The sequence below is a fragment of the Duganella sp. Leaf126 genome (assembly GCF_001423125.1).
Taxonomy (GTDB): Bacteria; Pseudomonadota; Gammaproteobacteria; order Burkholderiales; family Burkholderiaceae_D; genus Rugamonas.
The window spans coordinates 161,154-177,675 of the sequence record NZ_LMNW01000033.1 but is presented as its reverse complement, the minus strand read 5'-3'; the positions used below and the strand labels follow the sequence as shown (position 1 = coordinate 177,675).

The 16,522-nt window shown below is 65.0% G+C and carries 17 protein-coding genes and 1 pseudogene; 8 read left to right on the top strand and 10 right to left on the bottom strand.

Features of this window, described 5'->3' with window-relative positions:
- Positions 1 to 50 precede the first annotated feature (50 nt).
- Positions 51 to 1,445, top strand: a complete 1,395-nt coding sequence (locus ASF61_RS18850; RefSeq protein ID WP_056159443.1) for a hypothetical protein — start codon at positions 51 to 53, stop codon at positions 1,443 to 1,445.
- Here the strand turns inward: ASF61_RS18850 and prmC are convergent.
- The 5 genes from prmC to ASF61_RS18825 form a co-directional block, all read right to left on the bottom strand.
- Positions 1,420 to 2,262, bottom strand: coding sequence for a peptide chain release factor N(5)-glutamine methyltransferase (prmC, locus tag ASF61_RS18845; RefSeq protein WP_056159440.1), 843 nt, complete (start codon positions 2,260 to 2,262; stop codon positions 1,420 to 1,422). The two genes, ASF61_RS18850 and prmC, sit on opposite strands and share 26 nt — an antisense overlap.
- The gene (locus ASF61_RS18840; RefSeq protein WP_056159438.1) at positions 2,259 to 2,729 is read right to left on the bottom strand and encodes a disulfide bond formation protein B; all 471 of its coding nucleotides are present in this window, start codon (positions 2,727 to 2,729) and stop codon (positions 2,259 to 2,261) included. The genes prmC and ASF61_RS18840 overlap by 4 nt, the downstream gene beginning before the upstream one ends.
- A 492-nt stretch (positions 2,730 to 3,221) precedes the next feature.
- Positions 3,222 to 4,298 carry a peptide chain release factor 1 gene (prfA, locus tag ASF61_RS18835; protein ID WP_056159435.1) on the bottom strand — a complete coding sequence of 359 codons (1,077 nt, stop codon included), beginning with the start codon at positions 4,296 to 4,298 and terminating at the stop codon, positions 3,222 to 3,224.
- An 82-nt stretch (positions 4,299 to 4,380) separates the two neighbouring features.
- Positions 4,381 to 5,655, bottom strand: coding sequence for a glutamyl-tRNA reductase (gene hemA / locus ASF61_RS18830; protein ID WP_056159430.1), 1,275 nt, complete (start codon positions 5,653 to 5,655; stop codon positions 4,381 to 4,383).
- A gap of 122 nt (positions 5,656 to 5,777) precedes the next feature.
- On the bottom strand, positions 5,778 to 6,467 hold the full coding sequence (locus tag ASF61_RS18825; RefSeq protein ID WP_056159427.1) for a response regulator transcription factor: 690 nt from the start codon (positions 6,465 to 6,467) through the stop codon (positions 5,778 to 5,780).
- A gap of 240 nt (positions 6,468 to 6,707) precedes the next feature.
- Here ASF61_RS18825 and ASF61_RS18820 point away from each other — a divergent pair, with 240 nt between their 5' ends.
- Complete coding sequence (locus ASF61_RS18820; protein ID WP_056159421.1) at positions 6,708 to 7,268, top strand: hypothetical protein; 561 nt, start codon at positions 6,708 to 6,710, stop codon at positions 7,266 to 7,268.
- On the opposite strand, the gene minE is transcribed toward ASF61_RS18820, so the two are convergent.
- From minE to ASF61_RS24225, 4 genes and pseudogenes are all read right to left on the bottom strand, one after another.
- Positions 7,265 to 7,516 (bottom strand): cell division topological specificity factor MinE, encoded by a 252-nt coding sequence (gene minE, locus ASF61_RS18815; RefSeq protein WP_056159418.1) that lies wholly within the window; start codon positions 7,514 to 7,516, stop codon positions 7,265 to 7,267. The genes ASF61_RS18820 and minE overlap by 4 nt on opposite strands.
- A 2-nt stretch (positions 7,517 to 7,518) precedes the next feature.
- Positions 7,519 to 8,334 (bottom strand): septum site-determining protein MinD, encoded by an 816-nt coding sequence (minD, locus tag ASF61_RS18810; protein ID WP_056159415.1) that lies wholly within the window; start codon positions 8,332 to 8,334, stop codon positions 7,519 to 7,521.
- A 35-nt stretch (positions 8,335 to 8,369) separates the two neighbouring features.
- Complete coding sequence (gene minC, locus ASF61_RS18805; protein WP_056159411.1) at positions 8,370 to 9,161, bottom strand: septum site-determining protein MinC; 792 nt, start codon at positions 9,159 to 9,161, stop codon at positions 8,370 to 8,372.
- Between the two features lie 498 nt (positions 9,162 to 9,659).
- Positions 9,660 to 10,241 (bottom strand): annotated as a pseudogene (locus ASF61_RS24225) (5-methyltetrahydropteroyltriglutamate--homocysteine S-methyltransferase); the annotation flags it as partial.
- Positions 10,242 to 10,540: 299 nt separating this feature from the next.
- Between ASF61_RS24225 and ASF61_RS18795 the strand changes: the two are divergent.
- The 6 genes from ASF61_RS18795 to ASF61_RS18770 all read left to right on the top strand — a co-directional run bounded on the left by ASF61_RS18795 (position 10,541) and on the right by ASF61_RS18770 (position 15,841).
- Entirely contained in the window at positions 10,541 to 11,449 is a 909-nt protein-coding gene (locus tag ASF61_RS18795; protein WP_056159405.1) for a LysR family transcriptional regulator, read from the top strand.
- A gap of 320 nt (positions 11,450 to 11,769) precedes the next feature.
- Positions 11,770 to 12,948 (top strand): acetyl-CoA C-acetyltransferase, encoded by a 1,179-nt coding sequence (locus ASF61_RS18790; protein ID WP_056159403.1) that lies wholly within the window; start codon positions 11,770 to 11,772, stop codon positions 12,946 to 12,948.
- A gap of 67 nt (positions 12,949 to 13,015) precedes the next feature.
- Positions 13,016 to 13,756, top strand: a complete 741-nt coding sequence (gene phbB, locus ASF61_RS18785) for an acetoacetyl-CoA reductase (protein ID WP_056159400.1) — start codon at positions 13,016 to 13,018, stop codon at positions 13,754 to 13,756.
- A gap of 97 nt (positions 13,757 to 13,853) precedes the next feature.
- Positions 13,854 to 14,810 (top strand): prolyl aminopeptidase, encoded by a 957-nt coding sequence (pip, locus tag ASF61_RS18780; protein ID WP_056159397.1) that lies wholly within the window; start codon positions 13,854 to 13,856, stop codon positions 14,808 to 14,810.
- Positions 14,811 to 14,923: 113 nt separating this feature from the next.
- Positions 14,924 to 15,379: a DUF2721 domain-containing protein gene (locus tag ASF61_RS18775; protein ID WP_056159394.1), complete on the top strand. Its 456-nt coding sequence runs from the start codon at positions 14,924 to 14,926 to the stop codon at positions 15,377 to 15,379.
- A 12-nt stretch (positions 15,380 to 15,391) separates the two neighbouring features.
- Positions 15,392 to 15,841, top strand: a complete 450-nt coding sequence (locus tag ASF61_RS18770; RefSeq protein ID WP_056159391.1) for a hypothetical protein — start codon at positions 15,392 to 15,394, stop codon at positions 15,839 to 15,841.
- On the opposite strand, the gene ASF61_RS18765 is transcribed toward ASF61_RS18770, so the two are convergent.
- Entirely contained in the window at positions 15,842 to 16,465 is a 624-nt protein-coding gene (locus tag ASF61_RS18765) for an SRPBCC family protein (RefSeq protein ID WP_056159388.1), read from the bottom strand.
- Positions 16,466 to 16,522: the final 57 nt, after the last annotated feature.

Below are 16,522 nucleotides of genomic sequence, written 5' to 3'. Positions count from 1 at the left end.
CGCGTTGCGACGTTACTGCTGCCGTTGCTGGTCCTACCGGGACGCCGCAGTTGACGCAAGCGCAGGTGCGTGCCCGCTTGCTGACGCGCCTGAACCACGAGCTGCGCGCGCCGCTGGCGCAGATCGCCGCCCGCGCCCGCGGCGCCGGCCTCGACGACATTGCCGGTCTCGCGCATCGCCAGCTGGCCTGGCTGGCCGATCTGCAGGCCTGCGCCCGTTACGAAGTGATGCCGCCCGAGCTGGCGCCGGCGCCCGCTTACCTGCATGCGCTGATGCAGGCGCATGGCATCCGCCATGACCCGGCAAGCTTGCCAGGCCTGGCGGTGCTCGATGCGCACCTGCTGGCGCAAGTGTTCGACCGCCTGGCCGCCCACGTCGGCGCACCGTTGGCGCTGGCGGCAGGCGCCAGCACCGATGGCAGCATCCTGCTGGCCTTTCATACCGGTGCCGGAGACATGGCAGACCGCGCTGTCAGCGTCACTTTCGCCGATATCGCCGGCACCGCCAACACTGCCAACACCGCCAACACTGCCAACACCGCCAACACCGCCAACACCGCCAACACTGCCAACACCGCCAATATCGGCCACACCGGCCAAACCGATGAACTCGCCCGCACTGCCAATATCGCCAGTCATGCCGATATCGCCTACCCCGACGATATTGCCAAGCTCGCCGTGACCGGCGATCCCTGCGCTGCCGCGCGCGCCGCGCGCGCCGATCCCGCCGGTACGGCAGACTGCGCAGCCACCACTGCGAGCACCGGCGTCAAAGCCAGCGCAGCTGTCGCGGCCCTGGAAGCGGCCCATCACGGCTGGACTGCCGTGCCGGTCACGCTCGACGGGGGCGAGATGGCGCCCGGCCTGGTGCTGGCGGCGCACCTGGTGCGCGCCATGGGCGGCTGTCTGCAGCAGCGCGGCGCCGCCTTGCGCTTCACGCTGAGCGCCGCGCCGGCTACTGAGGACGAAGCGATGCCGCCGCCACCGTTTGGCGCGCGCGATCAGCCGCCCGCCCCGTTCGGTGACGGCTACACCGTGCTGGTGCTGGAACCGCACGATGCCATGCGCGCGTACCTGGCCGAGATCTTCGACAGCGCCGGTTTTACGCTGTGCTACGACGCCGCCGCACTGGACGGCGCGTCACCGGCGCTGGTGATCTGCACCGATCCGGACGCCAGCGCCGGTTCCGACGCCAGCATCGGCAACGACACCAACGCAACCGCCAGCGCGACCGCCAGCAACAGCACAACCGCAACTGCCAGCACCGCTCAGCCGCCGCCACCGCAGCGGCATGTACCGCGTGTGTGGCACGCGCTGCTGCCGCCGGCGCAGCCGGAGCGTTATGCGCTGGTGTTGAGCAAGCCGGCGCCGGCGGGGCAATTGCTGGCGGTCGCGCGCCGGCTGCTGGGGGAGGATGACGTTACAGGGGAGAGCGGCCGCCGCTGACCCGTTCGATGCCGGCCAGGTCGCGCCAGCTCTGCACGTCGGTGTAGCCGGCCGCAGTCAGCAGGGCGCGCACGGCCTCGGCCTGGTCGTAGCCGTGCTCCATCAACAGCCAGCCCTGCGGCGCCAGGTGCGCCGGGGCGCCGGCCACCAGGATGCGCAGCGCCGACAAACCGTCCGCGTGGTCGGTCAGCGCGCTCACCGGCTCGTAGCGCAGGTCGCCTTCAGACAGGTGGTGGTCGCCGCTGGCGATATAAGGCGGGTTGGAGGCGATGACATCGAACGGCGCTGCCTTGCCCAGTGCGTCGAACCAGTCGCTGTGCAGCAGGGTCACGCGTGTGCCGTTGGCGTCGGCGTTGCGGCGCGCGACGGCCAGCGCATCGGCGCTGACATCGAGCGCGGTGACGTTGGCGTCGGGCCGCGTGTGCGCCAGCGAGACGGCGATGGCGCCGCTGCCGGTGCCCATGTCGAGCACGCGGCCGCGGGCCGGCAGGCGCGCCAGCGCCAGTTCCACCAGCAGCTCGGTGTCGGGGCGCGGTATCAGCACCGCGTCGCTGACCGCGAACGGCAGGCCGAAGAATTCGCGCTCACCCACCAGGTAGGCCACCGGTTCGCCGGCCAGGCGGCGCTGCACCAGGTCGCCGAAGCACCGGGCTTCGTCGTCTGTCAGCGCACGCTCGGCGCCGGTGATCAGGCCCACGCGGTTGGTCTGCAGGGCGTGGCACAGCAGTACCCGCCAGTCGAGCGCGTCAAGCAGCGCCTGCCGCTGCAGCGCGCCGACGGTGACACCGGCGACGATCTCGGTCAGTGCTGCGATCATGCGCGGCGGCGGATCAGCACCCAGGCCAGCACGAGCGCCAGCACTGCGAACCACAGGAACGACCATTGCGGAATCGACAGGCCGAACCAGGGCGCGGTGGCGTCTTCGCACAGGCCGTCGGCGCGGAACAGGAACGGCAAATACGTGGCGGTAGGGATTTTGTTGAGGAAGGTTTCCACGGGATCGATGCCGCACGACAGGCCGGGATTGGCCAGCACGTACAAATGCTTGCCGGCCGTGTACAGCCCACCCAGCGCGGCCAGCAGGGCCACGCCGGCGCCGGCCCTGGGCTTGGCGAGCAGCGCCCCGGCCAGCGCAGCGATGCCGATCGCGAGGAACAGGTAGCGCTGGATCACGCACAGCGGGCACGGCAGCATGTCGAGTCCGTGCTGCAGGTACAGGGCAACGCCGATCAGGCCGAAGCTGGCGGCAGCAACGGACAACAGCAGGGGGCGGGATGGATGCATGGTGGTTCCGGTCAGGTTGGTCGGTGGACAGCGCCGAGGATTTTCGCACAAAGTTGCCTGGTTGGCCTTAGCAGCTTCTTAAGCATGGGCTGCCCACCCGGTGCATCACAATGGGATTGCCGCCTGCGCAACAGATTGGGTTGCCGCCTGCGCGGCAATGACGGCGTCTGCTGGTCATGCCGTTAAGGAGACCTCGAAAAACCGTAGCGAGCGGCCCGATATCGTCTTGAGTAGCGCAAGCGTACAAAGGTACGCTGAGCAACGGAGAGGCGATAGCGGGTCGCGCAGTAAGTTTTTAGAGGTCGCCTTAAGTGAAGGCCTTCATGGCCGTCGTACCCGCGAAGGCGGGTACCCAAGTTCTGCGAGATGCGTCGGCATGTCAGCCAAACTGGGTCCCCGCCTGCGCAGGGACGACGTTTTTACGTTAACAAAATTAATAATTTTCGCTTAACTTAACGGCATGCGCATCTGCTGGTGGCTGACGGCCTGACATCAATCGCCGAGCGCCGCCAGCAGCTCTGCCTGGTGTTCGGCGGCCAGCGCATTGGTCAGTTCGGTCAGGTCGCCATCCATGATGAAGTCGAGCTTGTACAGGGTGAGGTTGATGCGGTGGTCGGTCATGCGGCCCTGCGGGTAGTTATAGGTGCGGATCCGTTCGCTGCGGTCGCCCGAGCCGATCAGGCTCTTGCGGGTGGCAGCCTCTTTCGACTGCTGTTCGCGCAGCTGCACGTCCTTGATGCGGGCGGCCAGCACCTTCATCGCCTGGGCCTTGTTCTTGTGCTGCGAGCGGTCGTCCTGGCACTCGACCACGATGCCGGTGGGCAGGTGGGTCAGGCGCACGGCCGAATCGGTCTTGTTGATGTGCTGGCCGCCGGCGCCCGAGGCGCGGAACGTGTCGATGCGCAGGTCGGCCGGGTTGATGTGCACGTCCTCGACCTCGTCGGCCTCGGGCATCACCGCCACCGTGCAGGCCGAGGTGTGGATGCGGCCCTGCGTTTCGGTGGCCGGCACGCGCTGCACGCGGTGGCCGCCCGATTCGAATTTCAGTTTCGAATACACGCTGTTGCCGACCAGGCGCACGATCACCTCGCGGTAGCCGCCCAGGTCCGAGGCCGATTCCGACACCACTTCGACTTGCCAGCGGTTGCGCTCGGCAAAGCGGGTGTACATGCGCAGCAGGTCGCCGGCAAACAGCGCCGACTCGTCGCCGCCGGTGCCGGCGCGAATTTCCAGGAAGATGTTGCGCTCGTCGTTGGCGTCCTTGGGCAGCAGCATTTTCTGCAACTCCAGTTCCAGCGCTGCCAGCTGCTGCCTGGCCGCCTCGATCTCGTCCTGCGCGAAGTCCTTCATGTCCGGGTCCTGCAGCATGTCTTGCGCGGCGGCCAGGTCGCCCTGGGCGTCGCCGTACGATTTGTACAGCGCGACCAGCGGGCCGAGCTCGGCGTGTTCGCGCGTCATCTTGCGGTAGGCGTCCATATTCGCGGTGGCGCCTTCGGACATCAGCAATTCATCGAGTTCGACCAGGCGGTTTGCCAGTTGGTCGAGCTTGGCCAGCATGGATGGTTTCATAAGGTATCGGTATCAGAGGTAGAACGGAGGGCCGCAGCGGAGCAGGCGGCAGACGGCGCGGCAGGGAAGTGCAGCAGGGGCGCTAACGACGGCCGCGGAACAATTGCGGCAGCAGCTGTGCCAGCTGGGCGCGTTCCTCGCCCTGGGCGCGGTGCAGCGCCTGCTGCGGACCGTGCATGAACTTGGCGGTCAGGCCGCGCGACAGCGCTTCGAGCACGGCATCGACCTCGTCGCCCCTGGCCAGCATCTTGCGCGCGCGCTCGAGTTCGAGCTGGCGCAGCGCCTCGCCGTTTTCGTGCAGGCCTTGAATGACGGGCACCACGGCGCGGTCGTCGATCCAGTGCATGAACGACTGCACCCGGGTTTCGATGATCGCTTCGGCCTGCGCCACGGCGGCCTGGCGGTGCTCGATGCCGGTCTGCACCACCTTGCCGAGATCGTCCACCGTGTACAGGAAGGCGTCGTTCAGGCGCGCCACTTCCGGTTCGATGTCGCGCGGCACGGCCAGGTCGACCATGAACATCGGCTTGTGGCGGCGCGCCTTGATCGCGCGCTCGACCATGCCCAGGCCGATCAGCGGCAGCGACGACGCCGTGCACGAGATGACGATATCGAACTGGTGCAGCTTGTCCTGCAGCTCGGCCAGGCGCATGGCGCGCCCGCCGTAGCGGTGGGCCAGCGCTTCGCCACGTTCGAGCGTGCGGTTGGCGATGGTGATCGAGCGCGGGTTCTGCGCGGCGAAGTGGGTCGCGCACAATTCGATCATTTCGCCGGCGCCGATGAACAGCACGTTCTGCTCGGCGATCTTGTCGAAGATGCGCTGCGACAGGCGCACGGCCGCCGCCGCCATCGACACGCTGTGGGCGCCGATCTCGGTGGTGCTGCGCACTTCCTTGGCCACCGAAAAACTGCGCTGGAACAGCTGGTGCAGGTAAGTGCCGAGGCCGCCTGCTGCGTCGGCGGTGCGGATCGCATCCTTGATCTGGCCGAGGATTTGCGTTTCGCCCAGCACCATCGAATCGAGCCCGGACGCGACGCGGAACGTGTGGCGCACGGCGTCGTGCTGCGGCAGCATGTACAGGTGCGGGCGCAGGTCGGCGTAATTGAGCTGGTGGAAGTCGGCCAGGAAATGGGCGCCGGCGTCGAGCGGATCGGGCACCTGGCTGGCCGCGTAGAGCTCGGTGCGGTTACAGGTGGAGAGAATGGCGGCTTCGTCCGCGCCGCGGTGGTCGATCCGCTCGAACCACGAGCGCGCCGCCACCACCGCCTGGCCCAGCTGCTCAGGGGCGAACGCCAGCTGCTCGCGCAGCGAGACGGGGGCGGTATGGTGGTTGAGGCCGACGGCAAGCAGCTGCATTTCGGTTCCGGACGATGGATCAGCGGACATTATAGCGCGATGTCCCTACTGCCGCCGGGGGCGAAAGCCCGCCAGGCCCGCTGCGCGACCCGCGCGCCACAGTGGGGCAGGCCTGCCATCGACTAGATGCCGAGCTTTTCCAGGCGGTAACCGTAGCTATACACCGGCACCAGCCGGAAACCGTTTTCCGGCTTCAGTTGCAGCTTGTTGCGCACGCGCGAAACGTGGGTGTCCATGGTGCGCGACGGCACTGCCGTCTCGCGGATCCACACTGCCTCGTGGATGTAGGCGCGCGACAGCGGACGGCCGATGTTGCGGAAAAATAACAGTGCCAGGTAGAACTCTTTGTGGGTGACATCCAACACGATGCCATCCATCAAGAGGCGACCGGGCCGGGTTTCAAACACATACTGGCCGAACTGCAACTGCTCCGCGCCATTTTGCGCCGGGTAGGCGCGCCGCAGCAGCGCCTGCACCCGCGCCACCATCTCGCTGCGGCGCAGCGGCTTGATCATGTAATCGTCGGCCCCGGCGCCGAGACCGGCAACGATATCGTCCTCGCCGGAACTGGTGGTGAGGAACAGCACCGGCGCGGTCTCGGGCAGCTTTTCACGCACCCGGCGCATGGCGTCGGCGCCCGTCATATCGACCACCTGCCAGTCGAGGATCAGCATGTCGTAGCTGTCCTTGCGGACCTGCGCCAGCAGATCTTTACCGGTCTGGAAACTGTGGCATATGTGACCTGCCGAGGTCAGGACCTGACAGATCAGGTCGGCCTGGCTGCGGTCGTTATCAAGTACAGCGATTCTCATACTGCTGCCCGTGGGAAATAATTGTTAAAGAGTTGACACTGAGGAATATACCAGAGATTTACAATTGGCTCTCAAAATGGTCACATTATTTTTCCACAGAACAACAACTATTGCTTGGAAAGTTGGGTCCGCTATCGTGTACAGGTGCAGAAGCAATACACGGTACACTGGAAAAACTGTGAATTCAATCAAGAAGTTGGATTTTGGAAAGAAAATTCAAATTCTCGTCCGGGAGCCGCAATGGGTAGGAAAAAAGACACAAATTGGACCTTGGTGCCCGGCACGGCGCGCGATATCGACGCCGTGCGCGACCGTTGCCGGCAACTGGTACGACGCCGCGCGATGGTGTCGGCCAGCGTGGCGGCAGTGCCCATCCCCGGGCTCGACATCGTCTCGGACATGCGCCTGTTCGCCAACCTGATCGAGGAGATCAATCGCCACTTCGGCCTGTCGGAGGAGCAGATCGAGCGCATGCATCCACGCTTTCGCATGATCGCTTATCAGGCGGCGGTGGGCATCGGCAGCATGTTGGTGGGTAAGGTCGTCACGCGCGAGGTGGTGGTGCACATGTTACGCAAGGTCGGCGTCAAGACTGCTGCCAAGCAGGCCGGCAAGCTGGTGCCGCTGGCCGGGCAGCTGGCGTCGGCCGGGATCGGGTTTTTTGCGTTTCGCCAGCTCGGCTACCAGCACGTGGAAGCCTGCGTGCGCGTGGCGCAGGAGCTGGTCAGCGCGGGCATCGCCGACCCGGCCCACCCCGAAGGGCAGGCCTATGCGCGTGCAACGCCGGAGAAGGCGGATTAGGCGTCGGGCAGTACGACGTTGACGTCGAGCACTTCCAGGTTGCCCTGGCGGTCGAGCGAGATCTTGATGTCGTCGGCGTTGACCTTGGTGTACTTCGAGATCACGTCGATCAGTTCCTTGTGCAAGGCCGGCAGAAAGTCCGGGCCGGTGCGGCCGTTGCGCTCGCGGGCGATGATGATTTGCAGGCGTTCCTTGGCCGCCGTGGCGGTCTTTTCCTTTTTCGGGAACAGGAAGGAAAGCAGGGCCATGGTCACTTACTCCCGAAAAGTCGCTGCAGGAAGCCGGGCTTCTCGTAGTTGACAAAGCGCAGCGGACGTTCCTCGCCGAGGAAGCGCGCCACCACGTCCTCGTACGCTTGCGCCACGTCGGTGCCCTTGAAGTGGATGGCCGGGTTGCCCTGGTTCGAGGCATGCAGGACCGACTCCGATTCCGGAATGATGCCGATCAGCGAGATGCGCAGGATTTCCTTGACGTCTTCGTGCGACAGCATCTCGTCCGCTTCCACCCGTTTCGGCGAGTAGCGCGTGATCAGCAGGTGTTCCTTGACCGGCTCSCCGCCGCTCTGGGCGCGGCGCGACTTGGCCTGCAGGATGCCGAGGATGCGGTCCGAATCGCGCACCGACGACACTTCCGGGTTGGTGACGATGATCGCTTCGTCGGCAAAGGTCAGCGCCATCAGCGCGCCGTGCTCGATACCGGCCGGCGAATCGCAGATGATGTACTCGAAGCCCATGTTGATGAGCTCGTTGAGCACGACCTCCACGCCTTCTTCCGACAGCGCATCCTTGTCGCGCGTCTGCGAGGCGGGCAGGATGAACAGGTTGTCGCAGTGCTTGTCCTTGATCAGGGCCTGGTTCAGCGTCGCTTCCTTGTTGATCACATTGATCAGGTCGTACACCACGCGGCGTTCGCAACCCATGATCAGGTCGAGGTTGCGCAGGCCGACGTCGAAGTCGATGACCGCAGTCTTGTGGCCGCGCATGGCCAGGCCCGTCGAAAAGCTGGCGCTCGTGGTCGTCTTACCGACACCGCCCTTACCGGACGTTACAACAATGATTCTTGCCACAGATAATCCTTTACAGAAAGAGGGATGGCGGCCACTCAGGCGCGGGTTGCGGAATTGACAGATAGTATATCGATTCGGTCACCCATCAAACGGATTTGCGCGGGAGAACGCGCAAATTCGGCCGGGAAGCCGTCTTCAAAAGTACGGTAGACGCCGGCAATGGACACCAGTTCCGGCGACATATTCAAAGCAAAGATGCGCGCGTCGGCATTGCCGGACGCACCGGCCAGCGCGCGGCCGTTGAGCGTGTTGTACACGTGGATGCTGCCGTCGGCGATGATCTCGGCGCCGTTGTTGACCACGGCGGTGACGATCAGGTCGCAACCGCGCGCGTAGATGCGCTGACCGGCGCGCACCGGGGAGTCGATGATCATCACGCCGGCGCCGTTCGGTACCGGCTCGGCGGGACTCGACACGGTGGGGGCCCTGGCCGGGGCTGGCGCCGCTGCCGGCGCCGCGACAGGCGCTGCGACCGCTGCGGCAACCGGTGCCTCGTCGTCGCGCGGCTTGCTGGCGGTTTCCAGGCTCAGTCCGTGCGAAGCAATCTCGGCGGCCATGGCGGGCGGGGCATTGCGCACGGCGACCGGTTTCAAGCGATATTTGGCCAGCACCGCGATGACGGCCTGCCAGTCGATGGGCGTGCCATCTGGCAAGGCGGCAATGTCGATCACGGTGAGATCGTCGTCGAAGAAGTCGGCGCTGCCGCCGGTCATGCTGGAGAGCGCCGCGTCGAGGGCCTTGACATCGGCCGTGGTAACAATGGCGGAGACCGCAACTACAGTGGAAATCTTGATTTCTACAGGCTTTTGAAACAGGCTCTTGGACATGGGCGACAGTAAAGAATGGTGGCATCCGCGCGCGCAGGCGCAGGTGCTGGCATTCTACTGTGGAAAACCGCCCATGGGGAGAGATGCACGGCTGAACGCGTGGAAAAATGCGGGGCTGCCGCCGGCCCCCCGCGCCGCGTCCTTACCGGCTGCCATGGCCGCCAGCGCCGCTTTCAGGATGCGGAGTTCGCCGAGCTTGGCGGTCGCAAAGGCCAGCGCGGCGCCGTCATGACTGGCGGGCTGGCTTCCGGCGACCGGTCGCAGCAGCTCCGGTATTGCCGGCGCCTGGCACAGCGATGCTTGTTGCAGCAATTCATCCGGCAGCGACGGATGCGGCAGCGATCCCTGCGCCATCGTTTCTTGCGGCAGCGACCCCTGCGGCATCGTTTCTTGCAGCAGTGACCCACGAAGCAGCTGCCGTTGCAGCAGTGATTCTTGCAGCAGCGACCCTTCCAGCAGCGACCCTTCCAGCAGCGACCCCTGCGGCACCGACCCTTGCAGCAGCGGGCACGAGGTGGACAGCCACAGCTTGCCGCCGCGCTTGTCGGCCAGCGGCGCCAGCAGCGCCAGGGCCGTGTCGCGGTCGGTAGGGCCGTGCGCGCGGCCATCGACGATGCCGACCGACAGCACCTTGTGCACCGGCAGCCAGTCCGCGATGCTGGTCAGTTCGTGCGGCGCGCAGACGCCGTCGACGTGCAGGCCGGCGACCGGCAGGCGGCAGGCCAGGCCCAGGTTTTCTTGCAAAGGTGCACCATAGGTGGCCAGCAGCAGCGGTACCCCCACCTGGTTCAGCTGCCAGTACGCATACTCGAACGCGCTGCGCCAGGCGCCGGGCAATTGCAGGCCCAGGCCCAGGATCGGCTCGTCGACCTGCACCCACTGCACGCCCAGTTGCTTGAGCCGGTCGAGCACGGCGCAATACGCGGGCAGCAGCCGCGCGAGCAGGGGCAGGCGGTCCGCAGTCGTGTCTTCCCGGCCCAGCCACAGAAAGCTCATCGGTCCCGGCAGTACTGCCTTGACGGCGTGGCCCGCAGCCAGCGCTGCGGTCACCTGGACGAACAGCGGTGCGCAGGCCTGCGACAACAGCATGTCGGGCGATCCATGCTGCCGCATCCCCCGCCCGGCACTGTCGCCCGGCTGCGCGCAGCAGACACCGCCAACGGTCACGAAGTCGAGGCCGGCGCTGTGCTGGAGGGCGGCCGTGGCCGCCTGCGCTGCGCCGGCAGGGAAGAAGCCGGGAAGATGGGTCTGGATGAATGGAATGGCGGTAATCATCGTGCTTGTCATAAGGAGTTCATATCGGTGCGCTAAAGTTTGCGGCATTCCAATCTATAATCCAAACGAAAGATTTTGCGGATCGACATGAAAAAGATTAATAGATGCTAGAAATTCGCCACCTCCGCACCTTGAGCGCGCTGCGCTCCGCCGGCAGCCTGGTGCGCGCTGCCCAGCTGCTCAACCTGACCCAGTCGGCGCTGTCCCATCAAATCAAGTTACTGGAAGATCGCTACGGCGGGCCGCTATTTGAGCGCAAATCGGTGCCGATCGGCTTTACCGCGACCGGTGCGCGGCTGCTTAAGCTGGCCGACATGCTGCTGCCCGAAATCGACAATGCCGAGCGCGACGTGGCGCGCCTGACGCAGGGCGACACCGGCCAGTTGCGGGTGGTGCTCGAGTGCCATACCTGCTTCGACTGGCTGATGCCGGTGATGGATGAATTTCGCCAGCGCTGGCCCGATGTCGAGATCGACCTGGTGTCGGGCTTTCACAGCGAACCGGCCGAATTGCTGCGCAGCGGCGCCGCCGACCTCGTCATCGGCTCGGCATACGGCCCCGAGTTCGCCACGTTTGCGCTGTTCCGCTTCGAAATCATGGTGGTGATGGCGCAAAAACACCGGCTGGCGGCCCAGCGTCGGCTGCAGGCGGCCGACTTCAGCGGCGAAACCCTGATCACCTACCCGGTGCCGGAACAGCGCATCGACCTGATCCGCGAAGTGCTGCGACCGGAACACATCGCCTTCGAACGCCGCACCGCCGAGCTGACGGTCGCCGTGCTGCAGCTGGTGGCGAGCCGGCGCGGGATCGCCGCGCTGCCCAACTGGGCCATCAAGAACTATGTCGATTATGACTACGTGATCGCGCGGCCGGTGGGCGAGCAGGGCTTGTGGAGCGACCTGTACGTGTCGGTGCCGCCGGCCCAGCAGCACAAGGCCTATGTGCTGGACTTCGTCAAAGTGATACGCGAGCAATGCGCGGCGACGCTGGACGGTATCAGATTATTGTCGTGACAAATAAGCATGTCTTATTCAAAATGGTCGCCGGCCGATTGAGCCAGATCAAAAGGGCAGAGTATTGCCGCGCTTACGATGAATCCCCCGATTGATGATCACGGTTGACACGGAAAAGCTTGCGCCAGTGCCGCCCCGGGGTGGCCGGGCCTGGCCTGGCCGGCAACGTCGCGGCAACGTCGCGGCAACGTCGAGGCAACTTCGCGGCAACGCAGCATCGAAAGCCGCCACGCCGCCGCCGTGGCAAGCGTATCATCAGGTGGATGGAAGTTCGCTTTTGCTAACCATGCCGGCTGTGCACCGGCGTTTTGGAGAATCACATGGATGATGTAGTAATCGTGGCCGCAGGCCGTACAGGTGTGGGCAAATTCGGCGGTTCGCTGGCTAAGACTGCGGCGGCCGACCTGGGCGCCCATGTCATCAAGGGGTTGCTGGCCAAGACCGGCATCGATCCCAAGCTGGTGAGCGAAGCGATCCTGGGCCAGGTGCTCACTGCCGGCGTCGGCCAGAACCCCGCGCGCCAGGCCGTGATCAAGGCCGGCCTGCCCGACACCATTCCCGGTTTCACCATCAACCACGTGTGCGGCAGCGGTTTGAAAGCCACCCACCTGGCTGCCCAGGCGATTAAATGCGGCGATGCACAAATCGTCATCGCCGGCGGCCAGGAAAACATGAGCGCCGCCCCGCACGCGATGCCCGGCTCGCGCGACGGCTTCCGCATGGGCGACATCAAGATGGTCGACACCATGATCGTCGACGGCCTGTGGGACGTCTACAACCAGTACCACATGGGCGTGACGGCTGAAAACGTCGCCAAGAAATACGAGATTTCCCGTGCCGAGCAGGACGAATTCGCGCTGCAGTCGCAGCTGAAAGCCGAAGCGGCGCAAAAAGAAGGCAAGTTCAAGGACGAGATCCTGCCGCTGGAAATTGCCCAGAAAAAAGGCAGCATCGTCTTCGACACCGACGAATACATCAAGCCCGGTTCCACGCTGGAAGGCCTGGCCGGCCTGCGCCCGGCCTTCAACAAGGAAGGGACGGTCACGGCCGGCAACGCCTCGGGCCTGAACGATGGCGCTGCCGCCGTGATCATGATGTCGGCCACGCAAGCGAAAGAGCTGGGCCTGCCGGTGCTGGCCAAGATCAAGGCTTACGCCTCGTCCGGCCTCGATCCTGCCTTCATGGGCATGGGACCGGTCAGCGCCACCCGTTTGTGCCTGAAAAAAGCCGGCTGGACGCCCGACGACCTCGATCTGCTGGAAATTAACGAAGCATTCGCCGCCCAGGCCGTGGCCGTGAACAAGGAAATGGGCTGGGACACCAGCAAGATCAACGTCAACGGCGGCGCCATCGCCATCGGCCACCCGATCGGCGCGTCCGGCGCGCGCATCCTGGTCACCCTGATCCACGAAATGGTCCGCCGCGACGCCAAGAAGGGCCTCGCTTCGCTGTGCATCGGCGGCGGCATGGGCGTGGCGCTGGCCATCGAACGGGCATAACAACCAACCGGGGCCGTCCGCCGGGTGCGGCGGCCCGTATTTCACGTTACTTCACGAGGGGACAAACATGGCACGAGTTGCATTGGTTACTGGCGGTATGGGCGGTCTGGGCGAAGCGGTGTGCTTCAAGTTGTCGGCGCTCGGTTATTGCGTGGTCACCACCTACTCGCCCGGCAACACCAAGGTCGAGCAATGGCTGGCCACGACCCGCGACCAGGGCTTCAACTTCCGCGCCTATCCATGCGATGTGGCCGACTACGATTCGGCCCAGGCCTGCATCGCCGCCATCGAAAAGGATATCGGTCCGATCGACGTGCTGGTCAACAATGCCGGCATCACGCGCGACATGACCTTCAAGAAAATGGACAAGCCGAACTGGGACGCCGTCATGGGCACCAACCTCGACTCCGTGTTCAACATGACCAAGCCGGTGTGCGACGGCATGGTGGAGCGCGGCTGGGGCCGCATCATCAATATCTCGTCGGTCAACGGCCAGAAGGGTGCTTTCGGCCAGACCAACTATTCGGCTGCCAAGGCCGGCATGCACGGTTTTACCAAGGCGCTGGCGCTGGAAGTGGCGCGCAAGGGCGTGACCGTCAATACCATCTCGCCCGGCTATATTGGCACCAAGATGGTCATGGAAATCCCGTCCGAGGTGCTGGAAACGAAGATCGTGCCGCAAATCCCGATGGGCCGCCTGGGCAAGCCGGAAGAAGTGGCTGGCCTGGTGGCCTACCTGTCGTCCGATGAGGCAGCGTTCGTCACCGGTGCCAACATCGCCATCAATGGTGGCCAGCACATGTCCTGACCGCGCTGGCGCGCTCGCGCTCACGCGTAAAAACCGGGATCGTTCGCGATCCCGGTTTTTTTTCGTACAATCGGCTGTCACCGTCCCGAGGATTGCCATGCCCGCCCCCCATTCTCCGCTGTTCCCACCGATCAAACCGGTCCGCCACGGCATGCTGGCCGTGGACGCCCTGCACACCATTTATTGGGAAGAAGTGGGCAACCCGGACGGCATCCCGGTGATCTTCCTGCACGGCGGCCCCGGCGCCGGGCTGTCGCCGCAGCACCGGCGCTTTTTCGATCCCGCGCGCTACCGCGTGATCCTGTTCGACCAGCGCGGCGCCGGCAAGTCGGTGCCGGTCGGCGAATGCCGCCACAACACCACGCAATTGCTGATCGACGATATCGAACAACTGCGCAGCCAGTTCGGGATCGACCGGTGGCTGGTGTTCGGCGGCTCGTGGGGCTCGACCCTGGCGCTGGCCTACGGCCAGGCCCACCCCGAGCGCTGCCTCGGCTTCGTATTGCGTGGCATCTTCCTGTGCACCCAGCCCGAGATCGACTGGTTCCTGCATGGCGTGCAGTGGTTTTACCCGGAGCTGTACCAGGAGTTCGTGGCGCCGATCCCCGCGCACGAGCGCGGCGACCTGCTGGGCGCCTACGTGCGCCGCATCATGAGCGACGACCCGGCCGTGCACTGGCCGGCCGTGCGCGCCTGGAGCCGCTTCGAGGGACGGCGCGTGTTCCTGCTGCCCCAGCCCGAGGAGGCGCCCAACGATGTGCTCGATCTGGGCGTGGGCCGGCTCGAATCGCACTACATGGCCAACCTGGGCTTTTTCAGCGACGACCAGCTGGTGCGCAACATCGGCCGCATCGCCCACCTGCCGGCCGTGATCGTGCAGGGCCGCTACGACGTGATCTGTCCGCCGTTGTCGGCGTGGCGCCTGCAGCAGGCGTGGCCGGGGGCGGTGATGCGGATGATCCCCGATGCCGGCCATGGCGCCATGGAACACGGCATTGCGCGCGCCCTGGTGGCGGCAACGGAACAATTCTGGCGCCAGCGCAGCTTCGACTAGCAGCGTCGCGCGCTGAAAGTGGTGCGGGCACGTGCGGTGCTGCTACACTAACAACTCCCGGCAACGTACACCGCCCGAAGAGGCCCCGTATCATTTTCAGCGTACCGTCATTTATGAATATTCAGCTCGGCGATATCGGCCACATCATTCAACTGGCCATTGCGCCGGTGTTTCTGTTGTCCGGCGTGTGTACCAACCTGATCGTGCTGACCAACCGCCTGGCGCGCATCATCGACCGTTCGCGCGTGCTCGAGGACCGGCTCGACATTGCGTACAGCGAAGCCTATATCAACGAGCTCGACGTGATGTACCGGCGCTCGCACCTGATCAATTATTCGATCGCGCTGTCCACCGCCTGCGGCCTGATGATCTGCCTGGTGATCGCCATGCTGTTCCTCGGCGATATCGCCAACATTGCGCTGGAAAACTACATTGCCGGCATGTTCGTGTTTTCCGTGTTCTGCCTGATCGGCAGCTTCTGCTACCTGCTGCGCGAAATTTTTATCGCGTCGGCCGCGATGCGCTCGCACCGTCACGTGCGCCGCGATCCGACCAAACAACCTGTCTAGAATCGAGTTTTTATGCATGACTACCAACGCCCTCCGACCCTGTACCGCTACGGCGTGCGCGAAGACCTGGAACTGGCGCTGACCCAGGGCCAGTTCATCCTGCGGCCGGCGCCGCCGTGCCTGGTCCTGAGTTTTTCGCAGGCCTGGGAGCGCAAGCTGTTCGACCTGTTTGCCGCCGACAGCTGCCTGGTGATCCACAATACCGAGGAATTCGGCGAGCGTCTGCACCGCGCCGTGCAGCGCACCTTGCCCAACTGGGCCGGCATCGACGGCGTGGTGGAATACGGCGTGCGCGCAGCGCTCGGTGCGGCGTTTACCAAGACCGCCGCCGAGGCGCAGGAACAGGAGTGGCTGTTCGCCTGGCGCGCCATGCAAAGCGCCAGCCTGAACCCGGTCATGATCAAGATCGGCAGCCTGGAAAACTTCGCCGAGCTGCGCGACCGCGACACCCGGCTGTCGTAATTATTTCGCCGGCGGCGCGATCAGGATCGGATTGACGGTGGGCTGACGGTCGTCGCGGCGGTCGAGGCGGGTGAGCACGGCGCGCATCATGTGCTCGACGTCGGAGCGGATCATCTTGGCGCCGAACAGGCTCGGGACATAAAAATTGGGCATCATGCGGCCCTTGTACACGACCCGCGTGCCGCCGGTCTCGGGCATCGGCACCAGTTCCCAGCGCGCCTCGTAGTGTTTCATGTCGCCCGACACCAGGGCAATGTCGATGGCCGACATCGGCTGCTCGGTCGCGCGCACGATCAGGTGGATGGCCTGCGTCATGAACAGCAGCCGGGCCACGCCGAACTGCTCGATCATGACCTCGTTACCATTGCGCGAAAGCACCTTGCACGATTCGAGGTCGGGCACGAACTCGGTCATGCGCTCGTAATTGGTCAGGATGCGCCACACGCGCGGCAGCGGCGCGGCCACCACGCCGGTGGCGTCGAGCTCGTACATATGCTGGCCGTCCACGTCCACCCGGTTGACCGCGACCTCGAGCCGGCTGGTGTCCGGTTTCGCTGCCTGCGCACCGGCCTGGGCGGCGCACACACCTAGTATCAGTAACAGCAGGAATCGGAATCGGCTCATTTTTCCAGCGTACGGGAAAGGCTGGCAGATGACAAGGGCCACACTCTGCCGGACGCC

What these genes read in the sequence shown, in the direction of transcription:
- pip (WP_056159397.1), top strand. Translation starts at nt 13,854, where the DNA reads ATGCCCGCCCCCCATTCTCCGCTGTTCCCACCGATCAAACCGGTCCGC.
- ASF61_RS18790 (WP_056159403.1), top strand. Translation starts at nt 11,770, where the DNA reads ATGGATGATGTAGTAATCGTGGCCGCAGGCCGTACAGGTGTGGGCAAA.
- prmC (WP_056159440.1), bottom strand. Translation starts at nt 2,262, where the DNA reads ATGATCGCAGCACTGACCGAGATCGTCGCCGGTGTCACCGTCGGCGCG.
- prfA (WP_056159435.1), bottom strand. Translation starts at nt 4,298, where the DNA reads ATGAAACCATCCATGCTGGCCAAGCTCGACCAACTGGCAAACCGCCTG.
- phbB (WP_056159400.1), top strand. Translation starts at nt 13,016, where the DNA reads ATGGCACGAGTTGCATTGGTTACTGGCGGTATGGGCGGTCTGGGCGAA.
- hemA (WP_056159430.1), bottom strand. Translation starts at nt 5,655, where the DNA reads ATGCAGCTGCTTGCCGTCGGCCTCAACCACCATACCGCCCCCGTCTCG.
- ASF61_RS18840 (WP_056159438.1), bottom strand. Translation starts at nt 2,729, where the DNA reads ATGCATCCATCCCGCCCCCTGCTGTTGTCCGTTGCTGCCGCCAGCTTC.
- ASF61_RS18820 (WP_056159421.1), top strand. Translation starts at nt 6,708, where the DNA reads ATGGGTAGGAAAAAAGACACAAATTGGACCTTGGTGCCCGGCACGGCG.
- ASF61_RS18770 (WP_056159391.1), top strand. Translation starts at nt 15,392, where the DNA reads ATGCATGACTACCAACGCCCTCCGACCCTGTACCGCTACGGCGTGCGC.
- ASF61_RS18765 (WP_056159388.1), bottom strand. Translation starts at nt 16,465, where the DNA reads ATGAGCCGATTCCGATTCCTGCTGTTACTGATACTAGGTGTGTGCGCC.
- ASF61_RS18795 (WP_056159405.1), top strand. Translation starts at nt 10,541, where the DNA reads ATGCTAGAAATTCGCCACCTCCGCACCTTGAGCGCGCTGCGCTCCGCC.
- ASF61_RS18825 (WP_056159427.1), bottom strand. Translation starts at nt 6,467, where the DNA reads ATGAGAATCGCTGTACTTGATAACGACCGCAGCCAGGCCGACCTGATC.
- minE (WP_056159418.1), bottom strand. Translation starts at nt 7,516, where the DNA reads ATGGCCCTGCTTTCCTTCCTGTTCCCGAAAAAGGAAAAGACCGCCACG.
- ASF61_RS18775 (WP_056159394.1), top strand. Translation starts at nt 14,924, where the DNA reads ATGAATATTCAGCTCGGCGATATCGGCCACATCATTCAACTGGCCATT.
- minC (WP_056159411.1), bottom strand. Translation starts at nt 9,161, where the DNA reads ATGTCCAAGAGCCTGTTTCAAAAGCCTGTAGAAATCAAGATTTCCACT.